This window comes from Selenomonas sp. GACV-9 (assembly GCA_900116485.1).
Classification (GTDB): domain Bacteria; phylum Bacillota; class Negativicutes; order Selenomonadales; family Selenomonadaceae; genus Selenomonas_A; species Selenomonas_A ruminantium_G.
In genome coordinates this window covers 16,509-32,744 of the sequence record FPAX01000009.1, presented here as the reverse complement: position 1 = coordinate 32,744, position 16,236 = coordinate 16,509, and the positions used below count along the sequence as shown (strand labels likewise).

At 52.4% G+C, this 16,236-nt stretch carries 19 protein-coding genes; all 19 read right to left on the bottom strand.

Translation table 11 applies throughout. From position 1 onward, the window contains the following. Window positions 1-7 precede the first annotated feature (7 nt). Window positions 8-277 carry a flagellar biosynthesis protein FliQ gene (gene fliQ / locus BM322_RS08710; protein ID WP_075429701.1) on the bottom strand — a complete coding sequence of 90 codons (270 nt, stop codon included), beginning with the start codon at window positions 275-277 and terminating at the stop codon, window positions 8-10. A gap of 26 nt (window positions 278-303) precedes the next feature. Beyond that, window positions 304-1,035 (bottom strand): flagellar type III secretion system pore protein FliP, encoded by a 732-nt coding sequence (gene fliP / locus BM322_RS08705; protein ID WP_075429699.1) that lies wholly within the window; start codon window positions 1,033-1,035, stop codon window positions 304-306. 70 nt (window positions 1,036-1,105) lie between these two features. Further along, the gene (gene fliO, locus BM322_RS08700; protein WP_318254579.1) at window positions 1,106-1,570 is read right to left on the bottom strand and encodes a flagellar biosynthetic protein FliO; all 465 of its coding nucleotides are present in this window, start codon (window positions 1,568-1,570) and stop codon (window positions 1,106-1,108) included. A gap of 59 nt (window positions 1,571-1,629) precedes the next feature. Beyond that, on the bottom strand, window positions 1,630-1,992 hold the full coding sequence (locus BM322_RS08695) for a response regulator (protein WP_014423701.1): 363 nt from the start codon (window positions 1,990-1,992) through the stop codon (window positions 1,630-1,632). A gap of 92 nt (window positions 1,993-2,084) precedes the next feature. After that, window positions 2,085-3,323 carry a flagellar motor switch phosphatase FliY gene (fliY, locus tag BM322_RS08690; RefSeq protein ID WP_075429695.1) on the bottom strand — a complete coding sequence of 413 codons (1,239 nt, stop codon included), beginning with the start codon at window positions 3,321-3,323 and terminating at the stop codon, window positions 2,085-2,087. Beyond that, on the bottom strand, window positions 3,316-4,320 hold the full coding sequence (gene fliM / locus BM322_RS08685) for a flagellar motor switch protein FliM (protein ID WP_075429694.1): 1,005 nt from the start codon (window positions 4,318-4,320) through the stop codon (window positions 3,316-3,318). Before fliM ends, fliY begins: the two co-directional genes overlap by 8 nt. A gap of 34 nt (window positions 4,321-4,354) precedes the next feature. Further along, window positions 4,355-4,861 (bottom strand): flagellar basal body-associated FliL family protein, encoded by a 507-nt coding sequence (locus BM322_RS08680; protein WP_075429693.1) that lies wholly within the window; start codon window positions 4,859-4,861, stop codon window positions 4,355-4,357. 62 nt (window positions 4,862-4,923) lie between these two features. After that, window positions 4,924-5,124: a flagellar FlbD family protein gene (locus BM322_RS08675; RefSeq protein WP_075429692.1), complete on the bottom strand. Its 201-nt coding sequence runs from the start codon at window positions 5,122-5,124 to the stop codon at window positions 4,924-4,926. A gap of 191 nt (window positions 5,125-5,315) precedes the next feature. Beyond that, a complete protein-coding gene (locus BM322_RS08670; RefSeq protein ID WP_075429691.1) occupies window positions 5,316-6,872 on the bottom strand; it encodes a flagellar hook protein FlgE in 1,557 nt (518 codons plus the stop codon). A 110-nt stretch (window positions 6,873-6,982) separates the two neighbouring features. Further along, window positions 6,983-7,357, bottom strand: coding sequence for a TIGR02530 family flagellar biosynthesis protein (locus tag BM322_RS08665; protein WP_075429690.1), 375 nt, complete (start codon window positions 7,355-7,357; stop codon window positions 6,983-6,985). Between the two features lie 35 nt (window positions 7,358-7,392). Next, on the bottom strand, window positions 7,393-7,914 hold the full coding sequence (locus tag BM322_RS08660) for a flagellar hook capping FlgD N-terminal domain-containing protein (RefSeq protein ID WP_075429689.1): 522 nt from the start codon (window positions 7,912-7,914) through the stop codon (window positions 7,393-7,395). 18 nt (window positions 7,915-7,932) lie between these two features. Next, window positions 7,933-9,558, bottom strand: coding sequence for a flagellar hook-length control protein FliK (locus BM322_RS08655; protein WP_075429688.1), 1,626 nt, complete (start codon window positions 9,556-9,558; stop codon window positions 7,933-7,935). Window positions 9,559-9,668: 110 nt separating this feature from the next. Further along, the gene (locus BM322_RS08650) at window positions 9,669-10,301 is read right to left on the bottom strand and encodes a MotE family protein (protein ID WP_075429687.1); all 633 of its coding nucleotides are present in this window, start codon (window positions 10,299-10,301) and stop codon (window positions 9,669-9,671) included. A gap of 48 nt (window positions 10,302-10,349) precedes the next feature. Continuing rightward, window positions 10,350-10,997 carry a lytic transglycosylase domain-containing protein gene (locus BM322_RS08645; protein ID WP_075429686.1) on the bottom strand — a complete coding sequence of 216 codons (648 nt, stop codon included), beginning with the start codon at window positions 10,995-10,997 and terminating at the stop codon, window positions 10,350-10,352. Then, window positions 10,994-11,458 (bottom strand): flagellar export protein FliJ, encoded by a 465-nt coding sequence (gene fliJ / locus BM322_RS08640; protein ID WP_075429685.1) that lies wholly within the window; start codon window positions 11,456-11,458, stop codon window positions 10,994-10,996. The genes BM322_RS08645 and fliJ overlap by 4 nt, the downstream gene beginning before the upstream one ends. A 5-nt stretch (window positions 11,459-11,463) precedes the next feature. Further along, window positions 11,464-12,804 carry a flagellar protein export ATPase FliI gene (gene fliI, locus BM322_RS08635; RefSeq protein ID WP_075429684.1) on the bottom strand — a complete coding sequence of 447 codons (1,341 nt, stop codon included), beginning with the start codon at window positions 12,802-12,804 and terminating at the stop codon, window positions 11,464-11,466. Next, the gene (locus BM322_RS08630) at window positions 12,801-13,586 is read right to left on the bottom strand and encodes a FliH/SctL family protein (protein ID WP_075429683.1); all 786 of its coding nucleotides are present in this window, start codon (window positions 13,584-13,586) and stop codon (window positions 12,801-12,803) included. The genes fliI and BM322_RS08630 overlap by 4 nt, the downstream gene beginning before the upstream one ends. After that, window positions 13,579-14,607: a flagellar motor switch protein FliG gene (gene fliG / locus BM322_RS08625; RefSeq protein ID WP_143102218.1), complete on the bottom strand. Its 1,029-nt coding sequence runs from the start codon at window positions 14,605-14,607 to the stop codon at window positions 13,579-13,581. Before fliG ends, BM322_RS08630 begins: the two co-directional genes overlap by 8 nt. Continuing rightward, window positions 14,608-16,197 (bottom strand): flagellar basal-body MS-ring/collar protein FliF, encoded by a 1,590-nt coding sequence (gene fliF, locus BM322_RS08620; RefSeq protein ID WP_075429682.1) that lies wholly within the window; start codon window positions 16,195-16,197, stop codon window positions 14,608-14,610. Between the last annotated feature and the right edge of the window lie 39 nt (window positions 16,198-16,236).

Here is a 16,236-nt window from a genome sequence, read left to right as displayed (position 1 = left end):
CACTCCTCTAACCGATATAAGACGGCAAATTGACGAGAACATTCGTCAGATACTCCACCATGATACGGAGCATCCACGGCCCAAAAATCAAGATTGCCACAAAGACGGCAATTATTTTCGGGATAAATGCCAGCGTCTGCTCCTGGATGGAAGTCGTTGCCTGAAAAACACTGACCATAAGGCCAACAATCAGGCCTAAGCCCAGCATCGGTGCTGCCACCAGCATGACGACGAACAAGGCTTCCTGCCCCAGCTGGACCACCAAATCTCCCGACATGCTACAACCTCCCTTTTATGCCCCTGCTACTTGAAGCTGACAATCAGGGACTTGATGAGCAAATGCCATCCATCGACCATGACAAACAGCAAGATCTTGAACGGCAGCGATATCATGACCGGCGGCAACATCATCATACCCATCGACATCAAGGTACTTGCCACGATCATATCGATGACGATAAACGGCACATAAATCATGAAACCAATCTGGAATGCCGTCTTGAGCTCACTGATGATGAATGCCGGTATCAGCGTGAACGTTGATACATCTTCCGGTCCATTAGGACGTTCCGCATCGGACAGATTGACAAACAAGGCCAGATCCGATTCACGTGTCTGCTTGAACATGAACTCACGGATTGGCTCTGCAACATTTTCCAAAGCCTGTTCCTGGGTAATCTGCCCGGCCAGATATGGCTGGAGACCGTTCTCGTTTGCCTGCCCCCAATAGGGCGCCATGATGTAGAAGGTAAGGAACAGCGACAGCGCGATGACGATCTGGTTTGGCGGCACATTCTGTGTCGAAAGTGCATTGCGCAGGAAGCCGATAACGACGACGATACGGACAAACGATGTCGTCATGATCAAGATTCCAGGAGCCAGCGTCAGTATCGTCAACAAAGCCATGACCTGCAGCGTGACTGCTACATCCTGTGGCTTTTCCGAGGTTCCCACATCCACATTCACCGTAGGAATCAAAGGCGCCGCCAGGGCATTATTTGTCATAAACAGCAGGAAGGCCAGCCCCCCCAGCATAATCAGAACATCCCGACGTTTCAAAGCGCCTACAATCCTTTCTCACTCTTAGATATACACCAATTGCTGCTCATTTGCGGAAAATCGGTGGCACCTTCTGTACAAGATCCGACAGATTCCCTAGCTGCTGCGAGAACATTTCCGGTACCTGGGAGCTTGTCAGCTCCTCCCGACGCAGCCTGTCCACCTCATCCGGATTGGTTATCTCTGCCAACAAGGTAATCGAATGCTCAGTTACCCCCAGCATGAACATGCGCCCAGCCATCTCAATGATACAGACCGACCGATTCGGCCCCAGCGGCAGATGGGAAAGGATTTTCCCGCCATACCCCATTTTCTGTTGCGCAAAACGCCCGCCCAGAAAGCGAGCAGCAAAATAAGCCAGCCCCACCACAAAAATAAAAATGGCAAAAAGGCTGACCAAATAAGCAATAGATGACCACCAGGAAATCGACGAGGGTTTCGGGTCTGTATTCTCATACCCTGACAAATACCCGCCCTTGGCCGCCTCTTCAGCAGCCAGGACGGGATCCATCAAGACTAGAATTACCAGTATCCCAATAACACACGTCAAAAGAATGTGTTTTCTCTCCATTAGCCTACTGCTTTGCGGACAGCCTCCAGTACACGATCTGCCTGGAACGGCTTAACGATAAAGTCACGGGCACCAGCCTGGATGGCCTCGATAACCATAGCCTGCTGGCCCATTGCACTGCACATTACGATCTTAGCATTCGGGTCAACTTTCTTGATTTCTTTGACTGCGCTAATACCATCCATCTCCGGCATCGTGATATCCATCGTAACGAGATCCGGCTTAAGCTCCTGATATTTCTCCAGAGCCTTCATACCATTCTCTGCCTCGCCGACTACTTCGTAGCCATTCTTCGAAAGAATGTCTTTAACCATCATTCTCATGAATGCCGCATCGTCAACGACCAATACTCGTACTGCCATGTTTCATCTCTCCTCATCTTAAAAAATCATTCGACTTGGTTCAATATATTTTTAATTATATAAGAAAGTCCTGCCTAAAACAAGAGTGGGTATCACTGAAGCTTAGCCGCTCTCTCAGCTGGACTTGCTATCTCCGTAATACGGACACCGAAATTCTCATCGATGACAACGACCTCGCCCTTGGCCAGGAACTTGCCATTGACCTGGATATCTACCGGCTCGCCAGCCAGTTTGTCAAGCTCTACGATTGAACCATTCGTAAGCTCCAGAATCTCCTTGATGGATTTCTTCGTACGGCCCAGTTCCACCGTTACCTGCAAGGGCACATCCAGGATCAAGCCGATATTGGCATCATTGACTTGAACAGGCTGCGTATTAAGCGGCGTGAACTGTGCGGATTGAACCGGCACGTTCGTTGCAACATGAGGCTGCATCGCCATACCATAGCCGCCCATCGGCGGGGCTGCCATCGCCGGTGCAGCGGGAGCTGCCTGCGGCGGCGGTGCCGCCATTGCCGGAGCCGGAGCGGGTGCCGCAGCGGCCGGGGCAGGAGCGGGTGCTGGAGCCGGCTCTGGCTCAGACTCTTCTGCCTGCGCACTGTTCGTCAGCGACTCAACCATTTCCTTAGCAACCGATACTGGTAAGATCTGCATGATCTCACTGTCAATCAGACCGTCAACCTCCATGCGGAAGGACGTCCGAACCACCGGTTCATTCTCGCCGACAAGCTCAGTAACTTTGTCTTCATTGCCCAGATCGATCAGGTTGACCTTAGGCGGCGAGATATCGATTTTCTTGTTGAACATCGTGGAAAGCGAAGTAGCAACCGTGCCCATCATCTGGTTCATGGACTCGCCCACGGCGCTCATAGCAATCTCATTGATTTCCGTATCAGGATTCGTGCCATCGCCGCCCATCATGAGGTCAGCGATGATCGAGGCATCCTGTGCCTGGATAGCCAGGACATTATTGCCATCGATACCAATCGTATAGCCAACCTCAACGATAAGGTAGGGCATCGGGTACTGTTCCTGAATGATACTCATCGTCGAGACCGAAACAGTCGGGGTCGTGATGCTTACCTTATGGCCAAGCAGTACGGAAAGCGTAGTCGCTGCACTGCCCATCGAGATATTCCCAATCTCCCCCAGTGCATCCTTCTCGATATCCGTGAGTACATCATCCAACTGAGATGAGCTACTGTCTGCGGCTGGTGCCTCAACTGCTGCCTCCGACTCTCCCGCGGGTGCTGCATCGCCGCCTGCCTCCGGTATTGCACCGCCGTTCAGCAGGGCGTCAATCTCCTCTTGCGAGATCATATCGTCACTCATCAGTATCTTCATCTCCTTCGTTTATTATTTGGGTTATCTGTACCGCCATTTTCTTGCCGGATGTACCGGGACGGCAGTAGAATTTGGGCTTATGCCCGACCAGACAGAGCAGATTGTCATCCACCTTGGCATCCATCTGCAACACATCACCAAAGCCCAGAGTCAGGAACTCGTTGATAGTGATGTCCACGCCGCCCAGTTGGACGACAAACGGTACCTCAGTGCGTTCAATCTTACGCTGCAGGATTTTGACCTGCTCTGGATCGTCATCCTTGGAAACCGAAGATGCCACCCAGAACGTCGTGGTCAGCTTGGACATGATTGGCTCTAATACCAGATAAGGGATACAGATATTCATCATGCCCTCAACATCGCCCACCTTCATCTGAATCGTGACGATGACTACCATATCACTTGGAGGTACGATCTGCGTAAACTGCGGATTCGACTCCGTCGCTTCTAACGTTGGTCTGAACTCGACAACATTGGACCAAGCCTCTTTGAAATGTCCCATCGCCGTATCGATGAAGCGCTTCATGACGACTTCCTCGATTTCGGTGAGTACACGTGGCTTAATACCTGTCCTACCCTCACCACCAAATACGCGATCGATGAATGCAAAGGCAATCTCGGTATTGACCTCCATGATAATGTTTCCCTTGAGCGGTGGAACCGCCAAGATGCTGATTACCGACGGATTGGCCAACGACTGGACAAACTCTTGATAAGTCAGCTGCTCAACCGATGCCACCTCGACATTTACCAATGTGCGAAGATGCGTGGACAGGTAGGTATTCAACAACCGGGAAAAGCTCTCATGCAACATGAACAAGGTTCGGATCTGATCCTTGGAGAACTTGTCCGGCCGCTTGAAATCGTAAGTTTTTACTTTTTTCTGTTCTTCGTCTGCTTTGACTTCTTCTGCGGATACTGTTCCGTCTGAGAGCGCTGAAAGCAGTTTATCTATCTCAGATTGAGACAGTACATCATCTGCCAACCTTCGTCCTCCTTCCTGCTATACTGCTGTAATGTTACTGGAGCAGGAAACTGGTGATGTAGACATCATAGACCGAGCCGGCTCCCAACTTCGCATTGAGCTCATCCTTTATCTTCTTCTTCAGATCGTCCTGCTTGGATGCATCAAACTCATCGAGCTTGGCACTACGCAGGATCTGCATCGTCGTATCGAGGATTTTCGTCTCTGCCACCGGCTGGAGCTTGCCTTCCTCGATGTTATCCTTCTTGCCAGGATTCATCTCAAGTACGATACCTGCCTTGAGGAACTTACCGGCCTTCTGGCCACCGACATTGACCATGATTCCCTCTTTGGCATCACCAAGTTTGATGAATACCCCTGGGTCATGATGCTCGCTCACAGACTCCGTAGCCGTTTCCTTCATCATCTTTGTGGTAATAAAGAACGAAATACCGCCGGCCAGAACAAGGCCGACCAGTACCAGAATTACCACCAGGATTATCGGTGATTTCTTCTTCGCTTCTTCCGGCGCCGCCTCGTTTTCCTTTTCTTCGTCTGCCATTTGATACTCCCTCCATTAAATCTGCTTTCCTAATTATACCAAGAGTTTTCGATTTGTCTACATCAAAATTGATGCAGCGCCCGACGATATTTCATCACGCGGCGGACAATCTCATCCATCGGCTCATCGACGATGAACTTCTTGCCATTTGTCAGCGTGACGACCGTATCCGGCGTTTCCTCTATAGTTTCTATTATTTCGGCATTGAGGACAAATTCTCCTTTTTTATTTGTCTTAGAATTAAATTTTGTAAGCATTATCATAACTGCCCCATCTCCTTATCCTCACTACTATACATCTTCATTCTTTTTCTTTTCGTCGTCGCCCCCCCAATTTCCTTTTTTATTTTCCCAGATTCTCTAAAAAACCTGCAAGAAATTTCCAAACAGAAAACAATCATGAATAAAGGCCGGTGCATTTTCATGCACCGGCCGCAAAGCCACGTTATTAGTTATCAACGCTTCATATTGATCAAAGTCTCAATCATCTCATCGCCGACCGTGATGATCTTGGAGTTCGACTGGAACCCGCGCTGGGTAACAATCATATCCGAGAACTCGTTAGCGATATCGACGTTGGACATCTCGAGTGCTGATGGTGTGATCGTAACACCCAGATCCGTAGCGGTCTTGACATTAGGCGTACCGGAGTTGTTCGACTCCTGGTAGAGGCTATTGCCAGTTTTCGTAAGACCGGAAGCATTCGTGAACTGCGCTACGGCCACCTGTGCCTCTGCCTGCTTGACACCATTCGTATACGTGCCCGTAACGATGCCCGAGCTGTCAATCGAGACACTCGAAAGCGTACCGGCAGCATTGCCATCTGCCGAAGCGTTGATGGTGCTGTTGCCAGCATACTGCGTGACCGAATCCATCGCCAACGTGATATTCTGGGTTCCCGTAGAGCCATTCGTCAAAGTCAGTGCCAATGAACCCGTACCACTGAGCAGTTTACCATCTGTCGAGAAGTGTAATACTGCTGGTGTAAGATTGATAGTCGTTGTCGAACCATCGCTTTCCGTTATGGTAGTAGACGAAGCCGTCGGATCAGACGTGATCGATACCGTCCACTCATTGCCCATCGCACTGCTCGTCTTTGTCTTCGTGAAGTACACAGGGATGCTATGCGCATTGCCAAGCGTATCGTAAGCAGTGATTGTCGTAGTAAGCGGCAGGCTGTAAGTCGGCGTATACGAACCCGTGGTCTGCGTAACCGTCGATTTATCACTCATGGTTATCGTTACCGGCGCATTTATCGAAGCAGTCAATGTATCCGCTGAATTTGTCGTCGTCGCCGAAATCGACTTCAGCGTCAACGTACCAGTACCAGCCTGGCCGATCGTATACGTTGTACCTGCCGTACCAGCCGTTGTCGTACCATCCGACCAGGTCAGCGTTGTCGTCGCATTAGCCGGTGCCGTATATGTCACACCACTCGTGCTTACCGTCTGCGTGATCGACGTTATCGTCAAAGCTGCGGCATTCAGGTTATTCGCATAGGTTGCCGTCGTCGTTGCCGCAGCGGCCATGCTCTTGCCAGCAGGGATCTGGATATTGCCCACTGCCCCCGACGTATTCAACGTACCATTCGTTGCCGTCCATCCCTGCACGAAAAGTCCAGAGCCCGGCAGGACGTAATTGCCGTCCGCATCAAATTCAAAAGCACCATCACGGGTATAGAAGGTCTGCGTCCCCTGCTTGACCACGAACAGGCCGTTACCCGACAGGCAGAGATCGGTATTCTTACCCGTCGACTGCACAGAACCATCCGTAAACAGCAGATCGATTGACGCAACGCCTGTACCAAGACCGACCTGTTTCGGGTTCGTACCACCAAGCGTACCGCTTGGGGAAGATGCTCCAGTCATCGTCTGCGAAAGCGTATCGGCAAACGTGACGCGGCTTGATTTGAAGCCTGTCGTATTGACATTAGCAATATTGTTACCAATGACATCCATACGAGTCTGATGGGATTTAAGTCCGGATACACCGGAGAAAAGCGAACGCATCATAATGAATTACTTCCTTTCCTTACATGAAAGAATCTCTTTCTTCATCATACTGATGCGCAGCAGGACGGCCTCTGTCATTCAGCCATCCAAAGTTTCCGTTAGGTCCAACTTCATAAGATTGCTGCGCTGTCAATATTCGTTATTATATTCTCATTTCCACTTGTGCCATCCATAGCCGTTATCACGGTACGGTTCGTCACGCTGACGACCAACGCTACATCATTCATATAGATGAGCGATTCCCGTGCTCCCTTTCGTGCCAGCCGATCCACTGTGTCGCCAAGCTTTACCAGATCCTGATTGCTCAAACGGATATTCCGTTCCTGCAGCCGGTCTGCTGCATGCCGCGAGAAATTCACATCCTTTTGCGCTTCCTGCAGGAATCCGCAAAAATCTGCCTTTCCTACCTGCTGCTGCTTATCGCTTGCAGGCTGGCAAAGAGGAAGAAGTGGCTGTGTATTCAGATACATCCTTGAAACAGCCATTATAGACTCCTCCCTTGCCTTTCCCTTATTAACGATTACGTATTTTTCGATCCCTCACCAATACGCGTCACATCGCTGATAGCTACCTGATAGGTCTTGCCTCCGGCCTCAGCCACGATGGATGGCGATCCATCCGAAATGCTGACGCCCTTGACCGTGCCTTCCAAGGTATTCTTGAGCGTCTTGGTATTGCCATCAGCATCGGTCGTCGTTGTCGTCGTCGTCCACTGGACCTGCTGCCCAATCATGCTGCTGAGCTGTCCAACAAGGACCGACGTATCGATATTGCTGACCAGCTGCGACACACTCGATAAGCCATCCGCAACATTCGTCATCTGTTCCAGTGCCGAGAACTGTGCCAGCTGAGCCAGATATTCGCCATTATCCTGTGGATCCAGCGGATCCTGATACTTCATCTGCGTGACCAGCAGCTGCAGGAATGCGTCTTTGCCCAGTGCATCATTGGCACTCTTTGTCGAATTAGACTGCGACTGCTGATAACTTTCCAGCGTCTGGGTTACACCATTTGTCGTAATGGTATTGAGTGAATTTGCCATATACTCACTTCCTAACTTCTATATCCGGTAGTCTACGCCATCGGAAGCTGCCGGCGCTGTTCCCTGCATAGCAGCTGCTGCCAGTGCTTCAGCTTCCTCACCATATTCCTCCGCATCCATTGCGATTCCGCGTATATTGCTGGCATTGCTTCCCTGCTGATCCTGCCAGGCCTGCTGCCCCTGTTCCTGCGGCAGCTGTCCATCGGCCAGCCCCGCATAGACCTCAACGCTATCCACCTTGAGTCCCTGATTGTTAAGCTCCTGACGAAGCTGCACGAGCGAATTCTCGATGACTGCCCGTACCTGTGCATTATCACTGTGGAACGAAGCATTGACCGAACCATTCTGCGTAACCGAAACTTTCAGCGTCAACTCTCCTAGGTGCTCGGGATGGAGCTTGATGACCATCTGCGTATCTTCAGCCCGACGTATCAGACGGGCCTGATCGATAATCTGACGCGGGATGTCAAAATCAGTCTGTGGCTGCTGCACATCCTGTCTCTTTGAGGCCGCTGTGCCCGTGATGCTCTCCTGCAGGCTCTGCTGGAAGGCACTTACCGTCTGTCCCGCAGCGGGCTGCTGATCTACCGGTGCCCTATCACCAACAGCTTCCTCTGGCAGCTGCTGTACTGATGCTGATGTCTTAGCATCCTCTGCCACCAGCTGAGCATTCGCCTGCTGCTGTCCGTTGGATTGAGCCTGTTGTCCAGCCTGCCTCATAGTCTGCTGCGTATCCATGCGGATAGGTGCAGTCTCCGTGTTCTCTTCTATTGTGAATCCTGCATCTCCCAGAAGCTCCGTGATGTTCTTATCACTCCTGGCTTCCTGCTTAGCAGCGGGATCCTGCAGCACCATCTGCTGTACTGCCGGCTGTTTTGCCAGTTCCTGTACTGCAGGAGCAGCCGCTGTCAGCTGTGTTGCAAGCGGAGTCTGCTGCTGTTCTTGCACAGCCGGGGCCATTTGCGGATTGATTGTCCTTGACTGGGCATTGGAGCCCTGCAGGATATTTTCCGCAGGAACAGCCGCTCCCTTACTTGCAGCATCCTGCTGCGCCTTCAACAGCTGTGACTCAAGCAGCGTCGGTGCCTGCTTCGGCTTTCCCTCTACCGCTTCGGACATTGTCGGTGCCGACGCCCGATGGTCTCTACCCTTGAGCTGCTGTCCAGACAGCATGGCCAGGAAATCCTGTTTTTTCTGACTCTCCTCAGCAGACTGAGGAATCAGGCTCTGCAGGTCTGCGGCCTTGTCCTCCTTCTGCACCATTTTATCGATAAAAGCCGCCTCAGCCTCAGCAGTAAGATCTACTACTGTCGCCGGTTCTTTTGCCTCCGGCATTGGCTCGGCCATTTCCTCTCCCTGAGTCTGCGTTTCATTCCCTTGTTGTGATGCAGCGAGCACTGCAGCCAGCGGATCTTTTGGTGCATCCTCCATGACATCACCATCGTCTGCTGTGCTTCCTTGCTCTTTTCCGGCTGTCTGCGTCATTGCTTCTTTGATGTCCTGATCGAGTTTATCCAGAGCATCGCCAAAGGATTCCATCCCCTTGCCAGCGCTTTTCCCAGATTTCACGACAGGCTTGTTCGCCTGTACCTTCGTCTGTGCTCCAGCCTGCGGCGCAACAGCCATTACATTTGCTGTATTCACACACTCACCTCCTTACTATACTATGTATCGTAAGAATCCTTGATTCTCTTAAGTAATAAATTCTCGCTGCCCGAAAAAAGTCCTTCCTGCCAACCAGGAAGGACTTTCTTTCATTGATCTGCCGATGTCTCTGTATTCTCACCATTCTGCTTTGCCTGTTCAGCTTCCAGCATCTTGCGTACATCTTCTTCCGTATTCATCTGCTTCTGCGTGCCTTCATACATGATCTGCGTCAGCCGTGCAGTCTTACCTGCCTCGAACTCCGACAAGACCTTGGCCGCATTGCCTTCATCCATGCGCTGCAGGATGGCGATGCAGAGATCATCATCCAGCTCATCCATCGCCTTGGCCGCATCTTTCGGCTTCATCGAATTATAGAGACGCGCCAGCTTCGAGACACGTTTACGCTCACCAGCCTCGCGCTCTTTCATCTGCTTCTCGATCTCTTTCTTGGAAATGGTGATCTTCTTGGACTGCGGTTGTTTCTTCTCGTCTTTTTCCGGCTTGACATCTTCCACCGGTGTATTCTCCATCTCTGCCTGCGTCGGTGCAGGCTTCACGAAATACTGCCCCACCACAGGCAGCTCATGGAGCCCCAGCTTCTCATTTGCCTCCTGTGTATCAAACAGCCGCAGATAGATGCCCAGGGCAAATCCGCCAATGATAAGTACCAGCAACAGGAAGAGCATCAGCAGCAGCTTCACTATTTTCTTTCCTTTTTTCTTTGGCTTTTCCCCTGCCATCGTATTACCTGCCTTTACCTTGATCTACTATTTACCATGACTGAACCATCACCGGTAGATATCCAGCACCTTGCTGACATAATTCTGCGTTTCCTGATAGGGCGGAACTCCACCGTAATCCCTTACTGCCTGCGGGCCGGCATTGTAAGCGGCTACCGCCCGGCGGACATCGCCGTCAAAGGCATCGAGCATCTGCCGCAGGTACTTTGCCCCACCTTCGATGTTCGACTTCTTATCGTAAGGATTGACCCCCAAGGCAGCTGCCGTATCAGGCATCAGCTGCATGACACCGACTGCACCAGCAGACGAGGTTGCATCCTGATTGCCGCCTGACTCGACTTCAGCTACAGCCGATACGAGCTTGGGATCGACATTATACTTGCGAGCCGCCGCATCGATGAGCGTGGAAAGGTTCTGATCAGCCACCGGCAAGCTGCTGTTGACTGAATAGGATGGAAATGGGTTTGCAGTGCTGCCAGCATCATTGCTGCTATGTACCACTGCATCCTTGAGCTTTGCCGTCTCAGCAGCAGCGCCAGCTGCCGCAGCAGCTGTTCCCCCTGTCTTTGCCCGCTGGATTTCCTTATCGAGTTTCTGCTGAAAGTCCATGCCTGGAACCGGCCCCGGCATGCCAAACTGCTGCTGCAGCTGGGCAATCCTTGCCTGCACGGCCCGTACTCCCATCAGGTTTATCATGAAGCTTCCCCTGCCTTCCTTCTCATCGTCAGCTGCAGGCCAATCTCATCGAGCATCTTCTGCTCTTCCTGCATCGCTTCTTCCTTGTATTCCTGCAGCCTTTTCTCCTTGAGCTGTTCTATGCTCTTGAGATAGCTCATGACTTCCATGAGTTCCTGCAGTTTCTTCTGCTTTTCTGCGCGCAGCTGCAGGATGATTCCCTGCTGCATCTCTATCTGCTCACGCTTCCAGGCAAAGAAACTGTTGAACGTCATCAGACGCCCAATCGTTACCTTTATGCCTTCCTGCGATAACGCCTCATAGTCCCGCTGGCCCTGCTGCATCTCTGCCATGAGGGTTGCCAGCGCCGCCCTGCCTTCCTCGAGTTTACGCGCCGATTCTGCGAAGGCCACCTCCGCGTCCTCCTTCTTCATGCGCGTTACCTTGAGCAGGGTCTCCAGCTGAAACTTGAACTTCTTCATTCAACTCACCCAGATATGCCAATCAGCTTATTCTCGGTATCCTCATAAGTATCCACCTCAAAGATTCCCTGACAAAGGAAATCATTGATCGCATCGATCTTGGCGATGGATTCATCGATCTTGGCGCTTGAGCCCTTGACATAAGCGCCGATATGGATGAGGTCTTCCGCATCACGGTAGACCGCCATAAGCTGACGCATCTGCTGTGCAGCCTTCAAATGCTCCGGCGATACTACTTCATTCATGACACGGCTGACGCTCGGCATGACATCGATAGCCGGGAAATGGTTCTGGGCCGCGATCTTGCGGCTCAGGACGATGTGCCCATCAAGGATACTGCGGACCGCATCGGCAATCGGCTCATTCATATCATCACCGTCGACCAGGACCGTATAGATTCCCGTGATAGAGCCCGTCGCACTCGTGCCCGCCCGCTCCAGCAGGCGTGGCAGCATGGCAAAGACAGATGGCGTATAGCCACGCGTTGCTGGCGGCTCGCCAATCGTCAAGCCCACCTCACGCTGTGCCATAGCAAAGCGTGTGACCGAATCCATCATCAAGATGACCTTGCGGCCCTGATCGCGGAAATATTCGGCAATCGCCGTAGCTGTCATCGCGCCTTTGATGCGGACGAGCGCTGGCTGATCAGAGGTTGCCACAACGACAACCGACCGTTTCATGCCCTCTTCGCCCAAATCGCGTTCGATGAAGTCGCGAACCTCACGGCCACGCTCCCCCACGAGTGCAATGACGCTGATATCCGCCTCGGTATTGCGGGCAATCATCGACAGCAGGGTCGATTTGCCGACGCCTGAACCAGCCATGATACCGATACGCTGCCCCTCACCCATCGTGATGAGTCCATCGATTGCCCGCACACCGACATACAAGTTCTCATGGATGCGCGGACGCGTAAGCGGGGCTGGCGGATCAGCCTGCAAAGGGTATTCCTCCTTGCATAAGAGCGGCCCCTTGTCATCCATCGGATTGCCTAAGCCATCGAGCACTCGGCCCAAAAGCTCCGGCCCCACCTTGACCTGCAGCATTTTCTGCGCCGACACGACTTCGCAGCCTGGCCCTATGCCCTGCATCTCGCCGACCGGCATCAGCATGACATAGCCCTCGCGGAAACCGACGACTTCAGCCGGAATCGGCGGCACATTGGCAAAACGTGAGTGGACATAGCACAGTTCGCCAACACTGACCGTCGGCCCCTGGGCCTCAATGACCAGTCCGATGACCTGGGTGACCTTGCCCGTCAGCTTCATCGAAGGACAGGCCGCCACAGCATCCGTGAACTTCCCGATATTCAGTTGGAACCCCTTGTTGTCCCTCACATCAGTCATAACATTACATCCCGTACTGCTTGTTTCAAAAGCTCCATACGCGTCGCCAGACGCGCATCAACACTGCCATTCGGTGTTTCAATCAAACAATCGCCAGCTTTCAAGCTTTCATCAGACTTGATTGTCAGTATAGCATCGCCATAGGTCAGGATCGTGCGGAACTCATCACGCGCCATGAGTACCAGATCATAGCTTTCCGGTGGCACATGGACGATAAGTTCCTTTTGATTCTTGACCTTCAGGATAGCGTCCTTGACGAGGGGAAGTACCACCTGCGGCACATCGATGAAGTGCTGCGGCAATACCTTCTCCACCACGCTCATGGCAATCGTCACGACATCGTGCTCTGCCTGCTGGACGTAGTCCTGCGAAGCAGCCTTGGCATCCGCCAGCGTCTTCTCGGCCTTGGCATTGGCCTGCCGGATCAGCTCTGCCATCTCCTCGCGAACTTTCTGCTCGCCATCAGCATGGCCAGCCTCATAACCTTCACGGCGGCCTTCCTGCTGAGCCTGTTCTTTAAGCTCGTCGATTTCCTGCTGAGCCTCAGCGATAAGCCGCTCATGCTCCGCCTGGGCCTCCTGTTTGATTATCTCTGCATTTACTTTGGCATCCTTGAGCATCTCTGATGCCCGCTGCTCCTTGGCAGCAATTTCTGCCATCATATGGGACAAAGCCTCATCATCCATCATCACATCAGCCGGAGTCTCCTGCTTTGGCGGCTCCGGCGTATCGATGTAATGAGGATTGTCTTTCCATACAGCGGCCTTGATAACCTTAGACAATCATCTCGTCTCCCTGTCCACGCGAAACAACGATTTCGCCCTTGTCCTCCAACGTGCGGATGACATTGACGACCTTCTGCTGTGCCTCCTCGACATCGCGGATCTTGACCGGGCCCATGAACTCGATCTCCTCACGCAGCATGTCGGCAGCACGTTTGGACATATTCCTGTATACCTTGTCGGCGACTTCCTGCGGCGTAGCCTTGAGAGCCAGCGACAGATCCTTCGTATCCACCTCGCGCAGAACCATCTGCAGCGAACGGTCGTCGAGCTGGACGATATCCTCGAATACGAACATGAGGCGCTTGATCTCCTCGGCCAGTTCCGGATTGTCCACCTCGAGAGTCTCGATGATGGATTTCTCGGTCGTACGGTCGACGCGGTTGAGCACTTCGACAATAGCCTTGACACCACCCGCCGTCGTGAAATCCTGCGTAACCAGTGCCGAGAGCTTGCGCTCGAGGACACGCTCCACCTCGCGGATGAGATCCGGCGAAGTGCGGTCCATCTGCGCAATACGCTTAGCAACATCAGCCTGCTGCTCCGGCGTCAGCGATCCGAGGACAGTAGCTGCCTGATCGGGATCGAGATAAGCCATGATAAGCGCAATCGTCTGCGGATGCTCGTTCTGGATAAAGTTCATGAGCTGCGACGGATCGGTCTTGCGCAGGAAGTCGAACGGACGGACCTGCAGGCTCGTCGTCAGGCGGTTGAGGATTTCCATCGCCTTTTCGGAGCCCAGGGCCTTCTCGAGTACGTTCTGTGCATACTCGAGACCACCATTCGAAATGTAGTCCCTGGCCATCGCCATCTGATAGAACTCACTGATGACGGCCGCCTTCTGTTCCGAGCTGACCTGCTTGTGATTGGCAATCTCAAGGGTGATCTTCTCGATCTCTTCATCATCGAGATGCTGAAACAGCTTGGCCGAATACTCAGGCCCCAGCGCTATAAACAATATCGCAACTTTTTGCTGATTGGAGAGCTCCGACTCGCTTTCTCCATACATATCAAATGCCATTTATTCATCCTCCGAAAGCCAAGTCTTGATAAGCATAGCCACCTCGGCCGGTTTCTGATCGATGAGCTGCTGCAGCGTCTGTTTCTCGGTGAGACGACGCTGTTCTTCTTCGGTAAGCTCTTCTTCGCCCACTTCGCCGGCCTCCACAAGAGCTGCTCTTTCGGCAGCCAAACGCTGTTTCTCTTCCTCTTCGAGGCGTCTCTGCTCCTCGAGAGCCGCCAGTTCCTGCTGTTTCTTTCTGCGGCGCATCATGATATAGGCCACGATCAAAGCCAGTACCAGCAGCACGGCTGCGATCTGCATGTAGAAGATGCGGTCTTCTCTATCCTTAGCAGCCTGTTCTTCAGCAGCACGGCGGTCTCTGAGCTCCGTGCTGAACGGCAGCGGCTCAACCGAGATCGTGTCGCCACGGTCCTGATTGATGCCAGCGGCACTGCTGACCGTACGCATGATGCTGTCCTGCTGCGTCGCATTGACATCCTCATTGACGAGGACCGCAACATTCAGGCGGCGGATAGAGCCCGGTGCAGCTACGACTTTCGATTTCTCCTCGTTGATCTCGTAGTTCTTCGTCGACTCTTTCTTCTCGTATTCAGCATTGGCATTGCCATTCTGAGCGACGTAGCCCGGTACATTCGACTGGACACCAGCCGCACCACCTGGCTGCGTCGACGTGCCATTGTAGTTCTCGCTGAGATCCTGCTGGCTGCGGATGATACCCGAATCATCAACCACCGGCGTAAAGGTCTGCTTATCCGTCGTGCGGTCATCAAAATCCAGCTCTACGCTGACACGTGCAAATGCACGCCCCTCGCCCAGCGACTGATCCAGCAAGGACTGGATGTTCTTCTGGATATTATCCTGAACCTTCTTGGTCATATCGAGTTGCGTCATCGTCTTCGCGCCAACGCTATTCTCTTCATTTTCATCCGGATCATTGAGGATCTTGCCCGTATCATCGATGATCGTGATATTCTCCGGCTTGAGCCCCTGGATACTGTTAGCAGCCAGGTTCACGATACCTTTGATTTCCTTCTTGCTCAGCTCAACATGCGGCTTGAGATGCAACATGATCGAAGCAGTCGCCGGTTTCTCGTTTTTCTTGTACAAGCTGTCCTCTGGCAGCACGATATGCACACGCGCCTTCTCAACGGCTTCGATCTGCTCGATGGTACGCGTCAGCTCTCCCTGCAGGGCCTGCAGGTAATTTACCTTATTCTGGAACTCCGTAACACCGAGTTTGCTGTCATCGAAAATCTCAAAGCCCTTATTGCCACGCGGCAATCCCTGGGACGATAATTCCAGTCGAACATTATGCACATTCTTCGACGGGACGAGAATCGTTGTTCCCTGCTTATTCTCCTGTACCTCAAAATCAACTTTCGATTCTTTCAATTTTGCCGCTACTTCACCGGCATCCTTTGTCTCCATATTGGTAAACAATGGAACCATATCCGGCTTATTGCCATACCAGGCACTGACCCCGATAATAGCAACGAGAATAGCCAAAGCGGACCCCAGCATGATATACCGCTGGCGTTTACTGAACCTGGCCCACAGGTTCTCGTACCGCTCTTTCCAATCTCCCATGATCTCAATCCCTTCAAGTCAATTCTATATCATCTATAC

Coding starts and splice junctions, on each gene's coding strand:
- fliQ (WP_075429701.1), bottom strand. CDS start 277: ATGTCGGGAGATTTGGTGGTCCAGCTGGGGCAGGAAGCCTTGTTCGTC.
- fliP (WP_075429699.1), bottom strand. CDS start 1,035: ATGCTGGGGGGGCTGGCCTTCCTGCTGTTTATGACAAATAATGCCCTG.
- fliO (WP_318254579.1), bottom strand. CDS start 1,570: ATGGATCCCGTCCTGGCTGCTGAAGAGGCGGCCAAGGGCGGGTATTTG.
- BM322_RS08695 (WP_014423701.1), bottom strand. CDS start 1,992: ATGGCAGTACGAGTATTGGTCGTTGACGATGCGGCATTCATGAGAATG.
- fliY (WP_075429695.1), bottom strand. CDS start 3,323: ATGAGTGACGATATGATCTCGCAAGAGGAGATTGACGCCCTGCTGAAC.
- BM322_RS08680 (WP_075429693.1), bottom strand. CDS start 4,861: ATGGCAGACGAAGAAAAGGAAAACGAGGCGGCGCCGGAAGAAGCGAAG.
- BM322_RS08675 (WP_075429692.1), bottom strand. CDS start 5,124: ATGATAATGCTTACAAAATTTAATTCTAAGACAAATAAAAAAGGAGAA.
- BM322_RS08670 (WP_075429691.1), bottom strand. CDS start 6,872: ATGATGCGTTCGCTTTTCTCCGGTGTATCCGGACTTAAATCCCATCAG.
- BM322_RS08665 (WP_075429690.1), bottom strand. CDS start 7,357: ATGGCTGTTTCAAGGATGTATCTGAATACACAGCCACTTCTTCCTCTT.
- BM322_RS08660 (WP_075429689.1), bottom strand. CDS start 7,914: ATGGCAAATTCACTCAATACCATTACGACAAATGGTGTAACCCAGACG.
- BM322_RS08650 (WP_075429687.1), bottom strand. CDS start 10,301: ATGGCAGGGGAAAAGCCAAAGAAAAAAGGAAAGAAAATAGTGAAGCTG.
- BM322_RS08645 (WP_075429686.1), bottom strand. CDS start 10,997: ATGATAAACCTGATGGGAGTACGGGCCGTGCAGGCAAGGATTGCCCAG.
- fliJ (WP_075429685.1), bottom strand. CDS start 11,458: ATGAAGAAGTTCAAGTTTCAGCTGGAGACCCTGCTCAAGGTAACGCGC.
- fliI (WP_075429684.1), bottom strand. CDS start 12,804: ATGACTGATGTGAGGGACAACAAGGGGTTCCAACTGAATATCGGGAAG.
- fliG (WP_143102218.1), bottom strand. CDS start 14,607: ATGGCATTTGATATGTATGGAGAAAGCGAGTCGGAGCTCTCCAATCAG.
- fliF (WP_075429682.1), bottom strand. CDS start 16,197: ATGGGAGATTGGAAAGAGCGGTACGAGAACCTGTGGGCCAGGTTCAGT.